This window comes from bacterium, assembly GCA_014360495.1.
Lineage (GTDB): Bacteria > Armatimonadota > JACIXR01 > JACIXR01 > JACIXR01 > JACIXR01.
The window spans coordinates 1-17,458 of sequence record JACIXR010000013.1 but is presented as its reverse complement, the minus strand read 5'-3'; the positions used below and the strand labels follow the sequence as shown (position 1 = coordinate 17,458).

Annotated in this window: 16 protein-coding genes; 9 read left to right on the top strand and 7 right to left on the bottom strand. The window is 47.9% G+C overall.

Going from position 1 to position 17,458, the window contains the following annotated elements; translation table 11 throughout:
- Positions 1–19 precede the first annotated feature (19 nt).
- From grpE to H5T88_09995, 5 genes are read left to right on the top strand one after another with little or no spacing between them, the layout of a single operon-like run.
- Entirely contained in the window at positions 20–502 is a 483-nt protein-coding gene (grpE, locus tag H5T88_10015) for a nucleotide exchange factor GrpE (protein MBC7330677.1), read from the top strand.
- Complete coding sequence (gene dnaJ / locus H5T88_10010) at positions 492–1,604, top strand: molecular chaperone DnaJ (GenBank protein MBC7330676.1); 1,113 nt, start codon at positions 492–494, stop codon at positions 1,602–1,604. Before grpE ends, dnaJ begins: the two co-directional genes overlap by 11 nt.
- Positions 1,591–1,908, top strand: a complete 318-nt coding sequence (locus tag H5T88_10005) for a MerR family transcriptional regulator (GenBank protein ID MBC7330675.1) — start codon at positions 1,591–1,593, stop codon at positions 1,906–1,908. Before dnaJ ends, H5T88_10005 begins: the two co-directional genes overlap by 14 nt.
- Positions 1,905–4,352, top strand: coding sequence for an AAA family ATPase (locus H5T88_10000; GenBank protein ID MBC7330674.1), 2,448 nt, complete (start codon positions 1,905–1,907; stop codon positions 4,350–4,352). The genes H5T88_10005 and H5T88_10000 overlap by 4 nt, the downstream gene beginning before the upstream one ends.
- Position 4,353: 1 nt before the next feature.
- On the top strand, positions 4,354–5,031 hold the full coding sequence (locus H5T88_09995; GenBank protein ID MBC7330673.1) for a rhomboid family intramembrane serine protease: 678 nt from the start codon (positions 4,354–4,356) through the stop codon (positions 5,029–5,031).
- Positions 5,032–5,056: 25 nt separating this feature from the next.
- On the opposite strand, the gene H5T88_09990 is transcribed toward H5T88_09995, so the two are convergent.
- From H5T88_09990 to secG, 4 genes are read right to left on the bottom strand one after another with little or no spacing between them, the layout of a single operon-like run.
- Positions 5,057–6,325, bottom strand: a complete 1,269-nt coding sequence (locus H5T88_09990) for a VanW family protein (GenBank protein ID MBC7330672.1) — start codon at positions 6,323–6,325, stop codon at positions 5,057–5,059.
- A complete protein-coding gene (locus H5T88_09985) occupies positions 6,312–7,736 on the bottom strand; it encodes a cysteine--tRNA ligase (GenBank protein ID MBC7330671.1) in 1,425 nt (474 codons plus the stop codon). The genes H5T88_09990 and H5T88_09985 overlap by 14 nt, the downstream gene beginning before the upstream one ends.
- 5 nt (positions 7,737–7,741) lie before the next feature.
- The gene (locus H5T88_09980; protein ID MBC7330670.1) at positions 7,742–8,722 is read right to left on the bottom strand and encodes a TIM barrel protein; all 981 of its coding nucleotides are present in this window, start codon (positions 8,720–8,722) and stop codon (positions 7,742–7,744) included.
- A gap of 9 nt (positions 8,723–8,731) precedes the next feature.
- Entirely contained in the window at positions 8,732–8,968 is a 237-nt protein-coding gene (secG, locus tag H5T88_09975) for a preprotein translocase subunit SecG (protein ID MBC7330669.1), read from the bottom strand.
- Between the two features lie 258 nt (positions 8,969–9,226).
- Between secG and H5T88_09970 the strand changes: the two genes are divergently transcribed.
- A complete protein-coding gene (locus H5T88_09970) occupies positions 9,227–11,542 on the top strand; it encodes a family 14 glycosylhydrolase (GenBank protein MBC7330668.1) in 2,316 nt (771 codons plus the stop codon).
- Here the strand turns inward: H5T88_09970 and H5T88_09965 are convergent.
- Positions 11,529–11,762 carry a hypothetical protein gene (locus H5T88_09965; protein MBC7330667.1) on the bottom strand — a complete coding sequence of 78 codons (234 nt, stop codon included), beginning with the start codon at positions 11,760–11,762 and terminating at the stop codon, positions 11,529–11,531. The two genes, H5T88_09970 and H5T88_09965, sit on opposite strands and share 14 nt — an antisense overlap.
- A gap of 203 nt (positions 11,763–11,965) precedes the next feature.
- Between H5T88_09965 and amrA the strand changes: the two genes are divergently transcribed.
- Genes amrA through H5T88_09950 form a run of 3 tightly spaced genes read left to right on the top strand, consistent with a single transcriptional unit; the run spans position 11,966 to position 15,347 of the window.
- On the top strand, positions 11,966–12,523 hold the full coding sequence (gene amrA, locus H5T88_09960; protein ID MBC7330666.1) for an AmmeMemoRadiSam system protein A: 558 nt from the start codon (positions 11,966–11,968) through the stop codon (positions 12,521–12,523).
- A complete protein-coding gene (locus H5T88_09955) occupies positions 12,523–12,963 on the top strand; it encodes an arsenate reductase ArsC (GenBank protein MBC7330665.1) in 441 nt (146 codons plus the stop codon). The genes amrA and H5T88_09955 overlap by 1 nt, the downstream gene beginning before the upstream one ends.
- The gene (locus tag H5T88_09950; protein MBC7330664.1) at positions 12,960–15,347 is read left to right on the top strand and encodes an NTP transferase domain-containing protein; all 2,388 of its coding nucleotides are present in this window, start codon (positions 12,960–12,962) and stop codon (positions 15,345–15,347) included. The genes H5T88_09955 and H5T88_09950 overlap by 4 nt, the downstream gene beginning before the upstream one ends.
- Before the next feature lie 42 nt (positions 15,348–15,389).
- On the opposite strand, the gene H5T88_09945 is transcribed toward H5T88_09950, so the two are convergent.
- Together H5T88_09945 and H5T88_09940 are read right to left on the bottom strand one after the other, a co-directional pair.
- On the bottom strand, positions 15,390–16,814 hold the full coding sequence (locus tag H5T88_09945) for a hypothetical protein (GenBank protein ID MBC7330663.1): 1,425 nt from the start codon (positions 16,812–16,814) through the stop codon (positions 15,390–15,392).
- Between the two features lie 283 nt (positions 16,815–17,097).
- Entirely contained in the window at positions 17,098–17,358 is a 261-nt protein-coding gene (locus tag H5T88_09940) for a hypothetical protein (protein ID MBC7330662.1), read from the bottom strand.
- Between the last annotated feature and the right edge of the window lie 100 nt (positions 17,359–17,458).

Here is a 17,458-nt window from a genome sequence, read left to right as displayed (position 1 = left end):
TCCTTAGAGGTGATTGAGTATGGAAAGGAAAGAACACTGGACGAGAAAAGTGAAGCGAGAAATGGAAGAACTGAAACAAGAATTGGAAGAATATAGGCGAGCTCTCCTTCAAGCGCGGGCTGATTTTGAGAATTATAAGCGAAGAACAGCCCGCCATTTCGAGGAGGTAGGGGAGTTCGCTAAGTCCGAGTTGCTTAAGAAAATGCTTCCCATCGTGGACGACTTCGAAAGAGCCCTCTCCTTTGAAAACAATCCCTACGCTGAGGGAATGCAGATGATTTATCGCCAATTGGTTGATTTTTTGAAAAAGGAGGGAGTGGAGAAAATGGAGACGGTGGGGAAGGAGTTCGACCCCAACCTCCATGAAGCAGTCGGCTGGGTGGAAAGCGAGGATAAGGATGGGATAATTGTAGAGGAAGTGCAGGCTGGATATACCTATAAGGGAAAACTACTGCGTCCCGCAAGAGTGAAGGTGGCGAGGAAGGGAGGAAATAATGGCTAAGGATTATTACCAAATCCTGGGAGTTCCTCGCAACGCCTCCGATGAGGAAATAAAGAGGGCTTATAGGCGCCTCGCCCGTCAGTATCATCCCGATGTCAATCCCTCAAAGGAGGCAGAGGAAAAATTCAAGGAGATAAACGAAGCCTACCAAGTCCTCTCCGACCCGGAAAAGAGACGCCTCTACGATACTTATGGCGAGCATTGGCAAGAGTTTCAGAGGGGTGGAGGGACAGCATATACATCAAGAGTGGATTTTGACTTCGACCCCTTCGCTGACCTCGGCATCGGCGACCTATTTGATACTTTCTTCGGACGAACTACAAGTGTCGCCGAGGAAAGAGAGCTTGATATAGAGGCACAGCTGGAGATAACTCTTGAGGAAGCCTATCAGGGGGCGCAGAAAAAAATACAAGTAGAGAGGGAGGAAGTTTGTCCAACTTGCGGTGGAAGCGGTGCACGCCCAAACGGAAGGGTCGGCACCTGTCCTACCTGCGGAGGACGGGGGAGAGTAAGGGTGGGTTTCTCCTTCTTTTCCAGCGAAACCATCTGCCCCGACTGCAAGGGCTCGGGGCGGAGGGTCATTGACCCTTGCAGGGATTGCGCAGGCAAAGGATTAATCAGGACAATCAAAACCATTGAGGTGAAAATTCCCAGAGGTGTGGATACAGGTGCCAGATTGAGATTGAGGGGGGAAGGCAATGCATCTCCAAGCGGGAGGAAGGGAGACCTTTATCTCTATCTCATCGTCCAACCTCATCCTATCTTCAAGAGGAAAGGGGATGACCTTTATATGGAGGTGCCGATTGCCTTCTATGAAGCCGGGCTGGGTGGGGAGATAGAGATACCATCAATAGATGGTAAAACGGTGAAGTTTCGCATCCCTGCTGGAACGCAGACTGGACAGGTCTTCCGCTTGGCGGGGAAGGGCATGCCCCGTCTCCACGGGCACGGCTACGGAGACCTGTATGTGACAACGAAAATCGTCCTGCCCCAGAAAATGGGGATTAGGGATAGAGAGCTATTTGAGGAATTCAAAAACCTCCATCCGGAAAATCCTCGTATGGAACTTTTCAGGCAGGCGATGAGATATGGAAAGGGATAAGAATAAAGAAAAAGAAGAGCCGCTCTTTTTCATCGGGGTGGCAGCGAAGATAACCAAATGCCATCCCCACACCCTCCGCCTTTACGAGCAGATGGGGTTGGTAAAACCCTTGCGTAAAGGCGGGAAAAGGGTATACTCATTACAAGATATAGCGAGGATAAAGGTGATAAGGACCTTGACGCAAGACTTCGGTGTGAACCTTGCCGGAGTGGAGATTATTCTCAACTTGATGAATAAATTGAAAGAATTGGAACAAGAATTGGAGAAATTAACAGAAACAATTGAGGAAGGTGATGAAGAATGATTGATAGATTTACGGAAAGAGCAAAAGAGGCGCTCTATACCGCCCAGCGGATAATGGAGCGCTATAACCATAATCAATTGGATACTGAACATCTTCTTCTCGCCCTTCTGGAGCATCCGGAGGGATTAGCAAGCAGGATAATAAGCAAGGCAGGGCTCAATCCCGAGTACATAAAGAGGGAATTGGAGGAAGCGCTTTACCGCTTTCCCAAGGTATATGGTCCTGCCTCATCCCAGATCTACCTCACTCCCCAAGCAAAGCACGCCCTTGATTTAGCCTGGGAGGAGGCGCAGCGACTAAAAGACGAGTATATAGGGATAGAACACCTGCTCATCGGCATATTGAAGGAATCGGAGGGTGGGGCGGGAAGAATTCTCCGCAAAGCTGGCTTGGATGAAACGAGGCTCTATCAAGCGCTGAGGGAGATAAGGGGAAGTCATAGGGTAACAGATGAACACGCAGAGGCGAGATACGCTTCTCTTGAGCGATTCGGAAGGGATATAACCCAGCTCGCAAGGGAAGGGAAGTTAGACCCCGTAATAGGAAGGGATGAAGAGATAGAGAGGGTGATAGAAATCCTCTGTCGTAGGACTAAAAACAATCCCGTTCTCATCGGAGAGGCGGGAGTTGGTAAGACAGCTATAGTTGAGGGATTGGCGCAGAGGATTGTGAAGGAGGATGTCCCAGAACCTCTCAAAGGTAAAAGAATAATTCAACTTGATATGGGTGCCCTCTTGGCTGGCTCCAAGTTCAGAGGGGAATTTGAGGAGAGGTTGAAGGGGGTTCTTGATGAGGTTAAAGCCTCGCAAGGGGATATAATCCTCTTCATAGATGAGCTTCACACCGTGGTGGGTGCGGGAGCTGCGGAGGGAGCGATAGACGCCAGCAATATGATGAAGCCGGCTTTAGCAAGGGGTGAACTTCGTTGTATAGGGGCAACAACTCTTGATGAATACAGAAAATACATTGAAAAAGACCCCGCATTGGAGAGAAGGTTCCAGCCCGTTTTCGTTTCCGAGCCAAGTGTTGAGGATACGATAGAGATTCTCAAGGGATTGAGAGATAGATATGAGGCTCATCATAATGTGAAGATAAGCGATGAGGCATTGGAAGCAGCAGCGAAGCTTTCCGCGCGCTATATCTCCGATAGATTTCTACCGGACAAGGCAATTGATGTTATGGATGAGGCAGCCTCAAAAGTAAGGATGAAAATTTATTCCATGCCTCCCCATCTCAAAGAGATGAAGGAGAGGCTGGATAAGCTTGCGAGGGATGGTCAGGAGGCGGTAGCGAGCAGGGAATATGAGAGGGCAGCTAAGATAAGGGATGAGCACGATGCTCTGTTCAAGAAGTTCACGGAGGAAAAGGAGAAATGGGAGAAAGAAGCGGGGATTAACAACGAAGTGAAGGCTGAGGATGTAGCGGAGGTCGTCTCTCGCTGGACGGGAATCCCTCTATCGCGCCTTATAGAAGATGAAAGGGATAGATTAGCAAGGCTGGAGGAAATCATTCACCAGCGTCTCATAGACCAGGAAGAAGCAGTTAAGGCTGTTGCTGAAGCGATAAGGCGCTCCCGTGCCGGCTTAAAGGACCCAAACCGCCCGATAGGTTCCTTCCTTTTCCTCGGTCCCACGGGCGTTGGAAAGACAGAGCTCGCGAAGACATTAGCCGAGTTCCTCTTCGGCGATGAGAGCGCGCTACTTCGCATTGATATGAGCGAATACCAGGAAAAGCACACTGTATCCCGCCTCGTTGGCGCACCTCCTGGTTATGTGGGATATGAAGAAGGGGGTCAGCTCACTGAGCCCGTTCGCCGCCGCCCCTACAGGGTGATTCTGTTTGACGAGATAGAGAAGGCTCATCCCGATGTCTTGAATGTTCTCCTTCAGATTCTTGATGATGGACGCCTAACAGATGCCACTGGGCGCACTGTGGATTTCCGCAATACGGTCATTATAATGACCTCCAACATAGGCAGCTCCTATCTCGCCTCAATTCCCCTCGTTGACGACTTCTTCATCAAAGCTAAGGAACGGGTTATGGAAGAGCTTCACAAGACATTGCGTCCCGAGCTCTTGAATCGGATTGACGAGATAATCGTCTTCCGCCCACTCAGCCATCAGCACATTCGCCAAATCGTTGACCTCTTCATCTCGCGTATAAATAAGCAATTGAAAGAGAACAATATCACCCTAATCGTGAGCGATAAAGCCAAGGACTTCCTCGCCGAGAAAGGCTATGACCCCAACTTCGGCGCTCGCCCCTTGAGAAGAGTAATCCAAAGATTGCTGGAGAACCCCTTATCAAACGCTATCCTGCGAGGTGAATTCAAGAGCGGAGACACCGTCTACGCCGATGTTCAGGATGGCAACCTCGTTTTGAGCCTCTATTTGGAGCCCCAATTGGGAGAAGAAGAAGGAGGAGAAGAAGAAAGGAAAGAGTGAATTGATTCCCCTAAGAGATAATATCCCCTCCCGAAGATATCCCTTTGTAACCGTTGCCCTCATTTCCCTCAATGTCGTCGCATTTCTCTACGAAGCAGCCCTAACGCCGGAGCAAAAGCTCCGGCTTTTTTATGCTCTCGGTATGGTTCCCTATCGCCTCTTCCATCCCGATGTCCACCCCGGACTCCCCTTCTTCATAACCCTCTTCACCTCCCTCTTCCTCCACGGTGGATGGCTTCACCTCTTGGGCAATATGCTCTTCCTCTGGATATTCGGTGATAATGTTGAGGACAGATTGGGACATTTCAAGTTCCTTCTCTTCTATCTCGCTGGCGGGGTTATAGCGAATATATGTCAATTCATAATAGGACCATTCTCAAAGGTGCCTGTGATAGGAGCGAGCGGAGCGATTTCCGCCGTTATGGGTGCCTATTTCGTCCTCTTCCCCTTCGCCCGCATATCCTCCATCGTTTTCATCTTCTTCTTTTTCACTATAGCGGAAATCCCCGCCTTCCTCTACCTATTTTTCTGGTTCACTTGGCAGGTATTGGAAGGGCTTTTCGTTCTGCCCTTCGCGGGAGATATCGGAGGAATCGCCTTTTGGGCACATATCGGCGGCTTCGCCTTCGGCTACCTCTACGCCCGCTACTTCCTCCCTTATAGCCGTAGATTTTACTGACCGGGATATCGGTGAAAACTTCTTTTTAGAGATGTTCCCCTTCCGGCACAGCCTTGCGGGTAGAAGCCTTGGGAGGAAGGGGTTTATAAATATCAGTTGATATTAGCTCGCTCCTCTTTTTACTTCCCACATCTATCACCCTATAAGTTTTAGCTATTATCGTCCCATCCCCCTTTCTTACCACATTAGTGTAAACTTTTATATCTTTAAAGTCCCGCCTCCCAAAGATTCTAAATCTAATCCTCCCTCCTTTAATTTCCCCTTGGATGTAAACTGGAGCTTCCTTCTGGTTCTTGAAAACCAAATCAGTATAGCCATAAACCACTGTGGCATCTCTGCCGGGAGAAACATATTTCACTGGTCTTGCGTGATGTTCCCGCCTTATAACCTTTAATCCCGCCAGCAGAACAGCATTGTAAAGAGTGGTTGATACCTGACAAACTCCCCCTCCCACACCAGGCACAAGCTCCCCTCTTACCATAACGGGAGCTATTTTGTATCCTCGCTCGCTTACCCTGGGACCAACTTTCTCATTGAAGCTGAAACTCTCCCCTGGGCTGATAAGGGTTCCGTCTATCGCTGTAACCGCCTTTTTGATGTTCAATCTCCTTCCCACCGATGAACCAGTGAGTGAAGTTGAGAACTCACTTAAAAGCTCCATCCCCTCCAAATCCTCCTCCCTTACTTTTGGCAAAAGCACTTTCATCGGAAGCTCTATAGATTTCTCTCTCCATTCGGCTAACATCTTTAAAAGCTTTTCCTCATCAACCTCATAACCACTCTCAGCGGGCATTATCTCCACGACCCTTCCTCCTTCTACTATAGGGCGAGCGTCCCTTGGCGGTTTATTCACGGATTTTCTTAAAAAGGAAAGAAAATTCTCCCACCTTCTCTTATCCTTCACACTTATTTCAACCTTTATATCAATCCCTTCCCTTAAGCAAATCCAAGCCTCTCTGAAAGCAGATGCCCATCCTTTCCTCCCAATTTCATATGCCCTCCTAAGAACCTCCTCAACATCCATCCCCAACCCAACTTCTTTTATTCGGAATTCCCTCTCCCCATTCAACCACCTCAACTTGAATTTCCTACCCTCTCCCATCTTCTCTAAATAACTCTTAGCTTCCTCCAATGACAGCCCACCGAGATTAACCCCCATAACTCTTACATTTGGGAAAATGAGATTATGGATATAGAAATGGGAAAGAAAACCGAAACTATAAGAGGAAAGGGAAAAACCTATGATAACAAGAGTTAAAACTATTTTCGACCAAATTTCTTTATTCTCCCTCAAACCTCCAAATCGTCCCCTCCGGATGGTCCTCCAAAATCACTCCCAATCTCCCCAGCTCGCTTCTTATCTCGTCAGCCAACTGAAACAATTTCTGCTTCCTCAATTTGTCCCTCACCCGCACGAGCAAATCTATTAGTTCCTCCACATTCCCCCCTTCTCTCTTCGCCTTCTCCTCTATCCCCAACACCTGTTTGAATTCCCTCAAAAGGCTCTTTATCCTCACAAGATTTAAAAGAAGGCATACGGGTGGGTTAGGCAGGAAGGAGTCAACAATCCTCCCCGCCTCCTTAAGGAGGGAGAAGTAGGTCGCGATAGCCTTCGGAGTGTTAAAATCGTCCTCCAGTGCTGAATAGAACTCTCTCCTATAAGCCTCCAAATCTATATCCTCCACCTCAACCTCACGATAATTAGCTTCCCCCTTCAAAGCTATCTCCAGCTTATCCTCCACCTCCCTCGCCCTCTCCAAAGCCCTTTCCGTCTCCTTCACCTTCTCAACATCAAAATCCACTGGAGACCTATAATGAGAGGAAAGAAGATATAATCTCAGCGCTTGAGGGGAGAAAAGCCTCAGTGCCTCCCTAACGATGAAGACATTTCCCGTGGATTTAGCCATCTTCTCCCCTCTCAAATTCACTGGCGCCCAATGAATCCAGTAGCGGGCGAATGGCTGACCAGTGAATGCCTCAGATTGAGCTATCTCGTTTTCGTGATGAGGGAATATCAAATCCTGCCCACCGGCGTGTATATCCAATGGCACTCCCAGATACTTGATTGACATAACGGAACACTCTATATGCCAGCCCGGTCTACCCCTCCCCCAAGGGCTTTCCCAGAAAGGCTCACCTTCCTTCGCCGATTTCCAGAGAGCAAAATCCTGCGGCGCTCTCTTCCTCTCGTCAACCTCTACCCTCGCCCCTGCCAGCATCTCCTCCACCGAACGCTTTGACAATTTGCCATACTCGGGAAACTTCTCAACGGAGAAATAAACATCCCCATCCACGACATAAGCATATCCCTTCCTTATCAAAGCATCAACAACCTCTATTATCTCCTTTATGTGTTCCGTAGCGCGGGGATTGAAATCAGCGGGAGCAATCCCCATTGCTGACTCATCCTCAAGGTAAGCAGTTATGAAGTATTCCGCCAATCTTCGCGGAGACACGCCCTCCTTGTTCGCCCTCGCTATTATTTTGTCATCAATATCGGTGAAATTCTGCACATAAATTACCTCATATCCCTCTTTTCTCAAGAAACGCCTGATCACATCAAAAAGAACTGCTCCCCTTATATGCCCTATATGAGCATAGCTCTGAACGGTTAAGCCACAGGAATAGATGCGCACCTTCCCTTCCTGCTGGGGAACAAATTCCTCTTTCCTATCAGTGAGGGTGTTGTGGATGAAGATAGGCATGCGTGTTATAGAGCTTCTCTTATAATAGCCGTCAGCTTGGTTGCATCGCTTTCCTCAATTGCGGAAAGGAGGGCTTTCTCGTCAATTCTCTCAAGAATCTGCCTCATCTTACGAACGTTTTTCAGCGATTCCTCCGTCGCCTTCCTGGGGTCCTCTCTATACGGGAAGAGGTCAAAGCTATACCATCCGTTGAATCCGAGATAATCCAGCCAGAAAAGCAGTTCCAGCTGTTCTATGAAATGAACCGATCCGAAGATGAGGTCGTCATCAAAGCGCTTCCAAGCATCGTTCAAGTGAAGATGAAAGAGGCGTCCTCGCTTCAGGGCGAGGGAAGCTGAAGCGGCGAGGTTCTCCCCTCCCATCAAAGCGTGTCCAAGGTCTATGTTTATACCCAAATTCTTAGCCCCCACCGCCTCAATTATGCTGAGAGAAGTCCCTATGCTATCAACGAATGATTTGCAGCGAGGCTCGTAGGGCTTGTATTCAAGGCAAAATGTGTGATTTGGCATTGAAGAGGTTATTTCCTTTAAAGAGTCAATCAACCAATCCCATACTTCAGCGTAATTCGTTTGGAAAGGATAGTCAAATCCATCGGGACCAAGCCACATAATCGTCATATTACATCCCGCTTTCTCCGCCATCTCCGCCGCCCCCTTCACCAAATCAATCGCCTTTCTGCGGATTTCAGGGTTAGGATTGGTTAGGGAACCGAAGCGAAATTCGATGTATCCGTGAAGATGGGGACCGACATTGGCGACCTTGAGATTCAAATCTTTCATTATCGCCAAAATTCTTTCAAGGTTCCCTTCGTTTAATTCGCTTGGGTAGTGGAACTCAACTCCCTCCAAGCCGTCAACGCTGGCGATGAGCTCCAGCCTCTTCTCCAAAGGGATATCCTCTCTATAGCCATCCTTCTTGAATCTATCTCCGCAGGCGCCGAAATACCAGATTCCACAAGCAAAACGGGGATTGGTTTTAAGTTTCATCCTGTCCTCCTATTTTCTCATATAAATAGTGGCGACGACGATGGAAATGGCGAAGAAGATTATAGCCGCCCACATAGTGAGCTTATCAAGCCATTCCTCATAGCCCGGCTTGAGCTTAAAGGGAGTGGTCACCTTCCCTCCTATAGTTCCAGAGATTCCCGCCTCCCTCTTCGTAGTTTGAATGGCAACCAAGAAGATGAGCACGATAGCAGATAATATCTGGAGGATATTCACCAATGTAACCATATAAGTTCACCTCATTAGTATTTTGTCTTACTTTTCCACAAATGTCAAATAAAAACTCGTTATTAATGGTTTATACCCATGTTGATGCTAATTATAAGGGATTGCTTCGTCGCCTCGCTCCTCGCAACCTCAATCGTGTATATCCACCATATCATCATTGCAGAATCTCGCCACCCATAACAGAAACACCCTTTTCTCCTCTTTTTATGTTTTTTTAATTTGACCTCCAAATAGGAATATGGTAATATTTGACAAATTATGAATTGGAGGCTTCTCTGTCTGCTCTTCTTCCTTTCCTTCCTTTTAACAGGGCAAGATACCCCTTCTTCTGTCTCCATTATCCTTGGGGAAACAAATCGTTCCTTCGGCATATCCTGTCCTTCGGGTGGGGACGGCGTGAATTATCCTGCAACTCTAAGAGGGAAAACCGCCCGCTACAATGACCAAGAAAACCGCTCATTCTACATCTACTTCCAAGTTGACGATTCCTTCATCTTCGGTGGCAAAAACGAGGTTTACATCACGATAGAATATTTTGACGATTTCGGACCCTTCACCCTCCAATATGATTCCATAGATACCCCCTATAAAGACTTGCCTATGGAGACGAGACTTGGCAGCTACAAGTGGCAGAAAATCACATTCCATATAACAGACGCCCAATTCTCAAATAGACAAAACTGGCAGGCTGATTTCCGCATCTTTTCTCCCTCAAATAAAATCTATATCCATTCGGTAGAGGTCTCAAAGGAAAGACCAAAAGACTATGACCCTGAAAGGAGGATTTTGAAGATAATGCAGGAAAGCAAGCTCAAACCCGCGAAGAGCATTCAGGGAAGAGAGGTAACCTTCGGCAACGACGCGACGGAAAGCCAAGCTGCCCTCTTCAAGAGTTTGGGAGTTACAAGCATTGAATCATATGTCACCTGGGAAACAGTGGAGCCGGAGAAAGACAAGTGGAATTGGGAGAGATGGGATAAACAAGTTGAGATTTTGAAGAAATATGGCTTGAAATGGGTTCCTTTCCTCATCGTGGGACCAGCTTATTCAACTCCGAGATGGTTCAGGGAATCAGATGAGCATCTCGGAGCGGTCTGCCTGGAGCATAATATATCAAGCAAGATAGAATCAATCTGGAATCCCAATCTCCCGAAATGGATTGAAAGATTTCTCTCCGCCTTTGCTCAACGGTATGGGAAAACGGGCGTTATTGAATCTGTCCTCATAGGCATAACGGGAGATTACGGAGAGGCGATATTTCCCGTTTGGGGTGGAGGCTGGACATTCCAAATCCCGGGCATCTACCACACCCATCCCGGTTATTGGTGTGGAGACGAGTTCGCGAGGAAATCCTTTAAAGAAGAAATGAAGAAAAAATATGGGAGCATAGAGAAGCTCAACGAGGCTTGGGGAACCTCCTTCCCCTCTTTTGAGGATGTTGAATTCCCTCCTCTTAAGGTCTCTCCCGAGATAAGGGAAGATGCCCCAACTCCTCCCGGCGTATTTGAGGCTAAGACAGCACAGGATAGAAGGAGATGGCTGGATTTCATCAACTGGTATAGGGGGGAAATGACGAAATGGGCTGATTGGTGGCTAGCGACAACCAAGAAATATTTCCCCGATACGGAGGTCTATCTCTGCACCGGTGGAGATGCCGTCCCGCCCCACGGTAGCGATTTCGCCGAGCAATGCAAGGTCGCTGCTAAAAACAAAGCAGGAGTTAGGATAACAAACGAAGGCTCCGATTACGCTACGAACTTCTATCTCACCCATTGGGTTGCATCCGCTGGCAAATTCTATGGCGCATTTTACGGCTTTGAGCCAGCATCAGGCGTGAATGAGAAGGGTATAGTGGCAAGGATTTATAATGTGGTCGCCGCCGGTGCTAGGCAACTGCACGAATACAATACCAACATAATAAGCTCGGAAGAGAGGATGAGGATATTTAGGGAGAATTATCCTTTCCTTGATAAGATGCCTGAACCGAAGGTGGATGTAGCGGTCCTCTATCCCAAAACCTCACTTGCCCTCCGTTGGGCGGATTTCCCACCAAGAGCCCCCCTTCTCAGGGATATTATAGATTACGATTTCATTGACGAGACAATGCTGAGGGACGGTGCATTGAAGAAATACAAGTTCTTCCTCATTATAGCAGGCGATTTCATTGAGAAAGATGATTTAGCAATTATCAAAAAATGGGTGGAGGATGGTGGAATCCTCTTCTCCTGCGGGGTCGCTAAAATGGCAACCGTTGAGGGAGATTATTCTCTCTTTGAGCAGCTCTTCAATGGGGAAGGGGGAATCAAGAGATTGGGGAAAGGAAAGACGCATTACATTCCAATTGGCTGGAATGAGAGCGAGAAGCTCTTCTCTCTGTTAGTTGAGAAATTGAGGGAAGAAGGATGTCCCGTGCCAGATGGAGTAAAGGACGGCGTCTACGCAACCCTCTTTCCCAATCACCTTCTCGTTCTCAACACCAACGACAAGGAAGTGGAGAAAACTTTTATTCTTCCCCAAAAGAGCTTGAGCGTTAAGCTTCCTCCTAATTCAATAAGGAAAATCAAAATAGATTAAGATAATCTCCTTTGAGGGAGAAAAACCCGTCATCGCGAGACTTTCCGAAGGAAAGCCGCGGCAATCTCAAAGAGATTGCTTCGCTATCGCTCGCATCTATGGGTATAGGTTTTAGCGACAATTCCTTCCGTAGCGGGATAAGAGCCCCATTGTCATTGCGAGCCTTCTGCTTCGCAGAAGGCGTGGCAATCTCGTATTTAATCATAGAGAATGAATGCAATTGCCAGGTCCTCCTTTTTCAATCTGTTTCTTCATCTTTTATTTATTTTTCAAAAACCTTTACCCATGCCAGCAATGACAGAAAAGTCGCTTCGCCCCTCGCAATGAGAGGAAAGTGCTCCACCACTTATAATGAAAGGGAATTAGGGCTTTCCCCTTGCAATCGCCCACTTATTCCATAAAATTTAAAAAGAGGTGTTGAAAATGAATACCTTGAGAGTAGAGGAAAAGAAGGAGCTATTGAATATAGCGAGAACCTCCATTGAGGAGTATCTCAAAAATAGGAGAATCCCTACTTTCTCTCCCTCCTCCACCACCCTTCTGGAGAGAAAAGGCGCCTTCGTTACCCTCAAGAAAGCGGGATTCCTCCGGGGATGTATCGGCATGATAGAAGCCCTAAAACCACTATATCAAACAGTAGCCGAAATGGCTGTGGCAGCCGCTATTGAAGACCCTCGCTTTCCGCCCTTGACCTTGGACGAGCTCCCCCTTATAACAATAGAGATTTCCGTCCTCTCCCCACTTGAAGAAGTGAAAGATATTGAGGAAATAGAGGTCGGAAAGCACGGGCTGTATATTATCAGGGGCTTTTATAGAGGATTGCTTCTTCCTCAAGTGGCAACGGAAAACAATTGGGATAGGGAAACCTTCCTTCAACACACCTGCCTAAAAGCAGGTCTCCCCATAGATTGCTGGCAGGACCCGGAGACGAAAATCTATAAATTCTCCGCAGAGGTGTTCAGTGAAGAGGAATTAGATTGATGAAAAAAGTCCTTTTCATCTGTATTCATAATTCCGCCCGCTCCCAAATGGCTGAAGCTCTCTTGAATAATCTCTATCCAGAGAATTACATAGCCTATAGCGCGGGAATTGAGCCCGCCGAAAGGGTCAATCCCTTTGTGGTTAAAGCTTTGGCGGAAATAGGAATAGATATATCCAAGAATCGCCCCAAAAGCTTGGGGGAATTCAACGGCTGGGAATTTGATTATGTGGTAACTGTCTGCGAAGAGGGAAAGGAGAATTGCCCCTTCTTCCCTGGTGGGAGGATATACCTCCACAAGAGCTTCCCCGACCCCGCCTCTTTACAGGGCTCAGATGAGGAGATTATGGAAAAGGTCAGGGAAATCAGAGAGGGAATCAAGGAATGGCTCATTGAGACCTTCTCTCAAGAGAAAGGAGGAGGGATAGAGCTTCGCTTATGAAGATTAACTCCCCCTTTCCGCAAGAGGGTTGGGTTGCGGTAATCCTCGCCGGCGGTAAAGGAACGAGGATGAGTTCTGAAAGAAACAAGGTCTGCCATTCGGTTGGTGGAATACCAGTTATAAATAGGACGATAGCCACCCTTAAGAACTGCGGTTTCCCCAACATTTTGGTCGTCGTGGGTCATAAATACAAGGAGGTAATCACCACCGTTGAGAAGGAATTCAAGGATGTCAACTTCGTTCTCCAAGAAGAACCAAAGGGAACGGGACATGCGGTGAAATGCGCCTGTTCTTATCTCCAAACGATAAATTTCCAGGGAAATCTCCTCATTATCGCCGGGGACAAGATAGTTGAGGGCGAATCGCTAATGGCTATGAGGGAAGAGTTTGAAAAAGGAGGCTACGACCTTCTCCTCGCAACCTGCCTTTCGGAGGGGAAGAGCTTTGGGCGGATAATACGGGATGAGGCAGGAAAGGTCATGGCAATTCTGGAGAGCAAGGGAAGGGAAAAGGACTTCCCCCCAACCGGCGAAACGAATCAATCCATTTACATGTTCAAAGCTTCTCCACTCTACGAAGCACTTCCACTGATTAAACAAGACCCCCATAGCGGAGAGGAACAGGTAACGGATGTAGTTTCCCTCTTCTATGAGAAAGGTCTGTCAATAGGGACTTTCATAGTTGATAAGGAGAAAATCCTCACCTTCAATACTCCCGAGGAGCTAAGTGAAATAGAGGGGAAAGTTGGGAAGGTGCAATTCATAGAGAAAAAAGAGAACCTATTGAATGAGAGAAGCCTCAAGCCCGCGAGAGAATGGCTCTCCATCTTTTATGGAGATGAGATAAAAAGCGTTTTGAAAGGGATATACGGGAATGAAGCCTGGCTTTGGGAAAGAAGACGCAGGGATTTTCAGAGACTGCTTGAAGAATTTATTAAGGCTATGGGAGAAGACGCTCTCGTCTTTCTCGTTCGCTCTCCCGCCAAGCTCAACATCCTTGGGCGTCACATAGACCATAGGGGCGGGATGATTAACAGCATATCAATAGATAGGGAAATCCTTATGGTGGTCCATCCACGAGAGGACGATATTGTTCATCTCGTCAATTCAGATGAATCGTATCCACCTCGCTCCTTCAGCATAAGCGAGGAGTTCGCCAAATATCGCTGGCTTGATTGGGCTGAGCTGATAAATTTACCCGATTTGAAAAACGAAATCGCCCAAAGCAAAGGCGATTGGGTGAATTATGCTAAGGCATCTGTCCTAATGCTTCAGGAGAGGTTTAGGGATAGGCTTTTCAAGGGCTTTGATGCCCTCGTTTTTGGGGATATACCGGTTGGCTCGGGCTTGAGCTCCTCCTCCGCACTGGTAGTCGCCTTCGCTGAGGCTTCCTGCCTAATAAATGGGCTCAAAATCCCCGAGGAGAGATTCGTCCATCTCTGCGGTGAAGGGGAATGGTTCGTTCAGACAAGGGGAGGTATGGGAGACCACGCCGGGATTAAATTCGGCAGCCCCTTCTGCGTTAATCAGTTCTCCTTCCATCCCTTCTCCTATGTCCAAAGCGTTCCCTTGCCAAAAGGCTACGCCATACTCTATGCTTACTCGCATCAAAAAGCTCAAAAAGCGGGATGGGCAAGGGATACTTTCAACCAAAGGATTGCCGCCTACGAAATCGGGACTCGTCTCCTCAAAAGAGAGATTGAGATAGAGCATCTAAGGGACCTCCACCCTGAGGAGAAGGGATTGAGCGATGAGGAGATATTCCGTCTCTTGAAAGCCCTTCCTATATCTATGAGAAAGGAGGATGTGTTGAGGGAGCTGGGAGAGGAGGGAGAGGAGGTTTTGGAGCGCTGTAACGCTGACCATTTGGATGTATTTCCCGTGCGAGGGGTTTGTCTATTCGGCATCGCCGAATGTGCAAGAAGCAGGATTTGTCCCGAGCTACTAAAAAATGGCGATATCCATTCCCTCGCCGAGCTCATAAACATCTCTCACGACGGAGATAGGGTGAAGAGACTTAACGAAAAGGGAGAGATGGTTCCCCATAAGAACGATGTATCGGATGAATATCTTGATAAATTGATAAAAATGAGGGGTGAATATCCGGAAAGGAAAGAATTCACTCTCGCCTATCAGCCCGGCGATTACGCCTGTAGCACCCCTGAGATAGACTATATGGTGGACCTCGCGAGGAGAGTTAAGGGAGTTTTGGGGGCGCAGATTTTGGGGGCGGGGTTGGGAGGCTCAATAATGATTTTGGCTGAGGAAGAAGCGGTTGCGGATGTGGAGAGGGCGTTGATAGAGGGATATTATGAACCGAGAGGGCTGGAGCCGAGGATGGGACGATGCGTTCCCATAAAGGGGGCAGGTATCATCAATATTTAAAAAAACCTTGCCCTCCCCCAAAGGGGGAGGGCAAGGTGGATTTCAAACATCCTCCTCCAAAACCTTCAAATTCTTCAATTTGGCGAAATTCTTCACATCCTCCCGCCAATCTCCATAGAAGGTAACCCGATGCCAGGTGTGGGTCCAGTTCTTAAGGATTTTCCTCGCATCTACTTCCGCCGCCAGCTTCGTTCTGCATCCTTTCGGCTCATCAATGTTGGCAACAGTCTTCCCCGTGTGAAGGACGACTGTGCTATCCCAGATGGAAATCCTGAGCGTCGTTACCTTTTCTCCCAAGGGCATAAGAGACTGGACAGATGCACCCATTCCATCCTCCGCGTGGGAGCGAATTATGTAGGGATTGGCGGGACCATTTGGTCCGAAGACCCTATTCGTCGCAACGCAATGGGCATATATTATCCTGTTAGTTGCGGTATCCAATACGGGGTCGGAGATGTAGCCGGGTCGCCCCGTCATATAGCGCATCATCAATTGAGTTATCGTGGAATCAACATCAGCCTCACAGCATCCAGTTGAGCCATCGTTATTCAGCTGGAAGAATGCAAGGCAGGGATAGGCTTCAAGCCGACGACCGTAGACAAGCCCGAGACAATTCACGGTTACCGCATCGGCTCTCCTTCTATGCATCAAGGATTTGAGCGCGAGATACATTTTCGCCGCTTTAAGAATATCCTCCTCCGTGGGCTCAACGACCTTCTTCGCCTCCTTAATCCACTTATTAGCCCATTCCTGAGCCGAGCTCAATCTAACCCTGCGATAAATCGCATTCACATCATCGGAAGTAGCGCCCTCAACGATTGTCCCGAAAAGCTCCTTCACCTTCTTGGCAACGGGCGATATATCACCATCCGTTACGACCAATATTTTTGATTGCTCAAGCTTCTTGATGACATCAAAGAGGCGAACCGCCCTCACGACATCATCAAAGTTGGAGGAGGCAACGCCGACGACGGGAAATGTCTCGTTTCTTATACCTTCCATAACCGCAAGATATTCGCCCGAGCCGGCATAGAGGTCATCAACGATTATGGTAGGGCGTCCGCTTCTCGCGAAGACGGCGGGCGCTCCCGTCCATATTCCCAAGATATATACAACATATCCATCCACATCCTTGGTCTCCTGTAGGAGGCGATTAGCTTCATCGGGATTTTGGACATGGTAGGGAGTGAAATTGATATCGGGAATAGCTTTTCTCAGCTTCTCCGTGAGCTCATCCGCTCTCTTGTTGTAATCGTAGCCCTTATAGGGCCAAGTGGGGACCTCGGAGGGAGTGTGGGTGAAGATGAGGGGGATATTAGCCTTATCCCCCTTCTTGATGGGCTCCTGAGGCTGGGCGAACCCCTTCCCCTCGTTCAACAAGAACAGCCCGCCGAGGAAAAGGGATGCGCAATAGCCGAGGAACTCCCTCCGGCTAATCCTCATACCTTCTCTCTCACTCTCGCTCATAAAATTCACCTCCTGGTTTCATTATAACTCGTCAAAAATTGCTGTCATCAAATTTCAGAATCGCTCCGGGTTATGACTAGAAAGAGCATTAAGGATACATTCTTTCCACGATTTCTATCATCATCCCTCCTTCTTTTTCAGGAGTTCAAGGATTGCCTGAGGAAGCGCCTTGCAGAGAAGTAGTTTGAAATTCTCGGAGTTTTCCTTAAGTGCAAAAATGATATCCTCCATTTTATCTTTTTTAATTTTAATTTTCGCGAAGATTAATGCAATAAGCCAACTGTTATAATGGGGTTAAGTCGCTTTTAGGGATGGGAGTAAGCAGACGAGCTTTTATGTTATTGCGGTGGAAAGCCTCGCGATGAGAGGTTTTTTCCCTAAAAATTGATATTGCCACGCCCGCCTCCGGCGGGCTCGCATCTATGGGTATAGGTTTTAGCGACAATTCCTTCCGTAGCAGGATAAGAGCCCCATTGTCATTGCGCGCCTTCTGCTCCGCAGAAGGCGTGGCAATCTCGTATTTAATCATAGAGAATGAATGCAATTGCCAGGTTCTCCTTTGTCGGACTTGCGTCTGAAGCAATCCCTTTGAGATTGAGAGACTTTCCTAGGGCAATAGGGGGCGGTGGCTCTCCTTCGGAGAG

Excerpts from the sequence above, each read along its gene's own strand:
- grpE (MBC7330677.1), top strand. The coding sequence starts at position 20 with ATGGAAAGGAAAGAACACTGGACGAGAAAAGTGAAGCGAGAAATGGAA.
- H5T88_10005 (MBC7330675.1), top strand. The coding sequence starts at position 1,591 with ATGGAAAGGGATAAGAATAAAGAAAAAGAAGAGCCGCTCTTTTTCATC.
- H5T88_10000 (MBC7330674.1), top strand. The coding sequence starts at position 1,905 with ATGATTGATAGATTTACGGAAAGAGCAAAAGAGGCGCTCTATACCGCC.
- H5T88_09985 (MBC7330671.1), bottom strand. The coding sequence starts at position 7,736 with ATGCCTATCTTCATCCACAACACCCTCACTGATAGGAAAGAGGAATTT.
- H5T88_09980 (MBC7330670.1), bottom strand. The coding sequence starts at position 8,722 with ATGAAACTTAAAACCAATCCCCGTTTTGCTTGTGGAATCTGGTATTTC.
- secG (MBC7330669.1), bottom strand. The coding sequence starts at position 8,968 with ATGGTTACATTGGTGAATATCCTCCAGATATTATCTGCTATCGTGCTC.
- H5T88_09970 (MBC7330668.1), top strand. The coding sequence starts at position 9,227 with ATGAATTGGAGGCTTCTCTGTCTGCTCTTCTTCCTTTCCTTCCTTTTA.
- amrA (MBC7330666.1), top strand. The coding sequence starts at position 11,966 with ATGAATACCTTGAGAGTAGAGGAAAAGAAGGAGCTATTGAATATAGCG.
- H5T88_09955 (MBC7330665.1), top strand. The coding sequence starts at position 12,523 with ATGAAAAAAGTCCTTTTCATCTGTATTCATAATTCCGCCCGCTCCCAA.
- H5T88_09950 (MBC7330664.1), top strand. The coding sequence starts at position 12,960 with ATGAAGATTAACTCCCCCTTTCCGCAAGAGGGTTGGGTTGCGGTAATC.
- H5T88_09945 (MBC7330663.1), bottom strand. The coding sequence starts at position 16,814 with ATGAGCGAGAGTGAGAGAGAAGGTATGAGGATTAGCCGGAGGGAGTTC.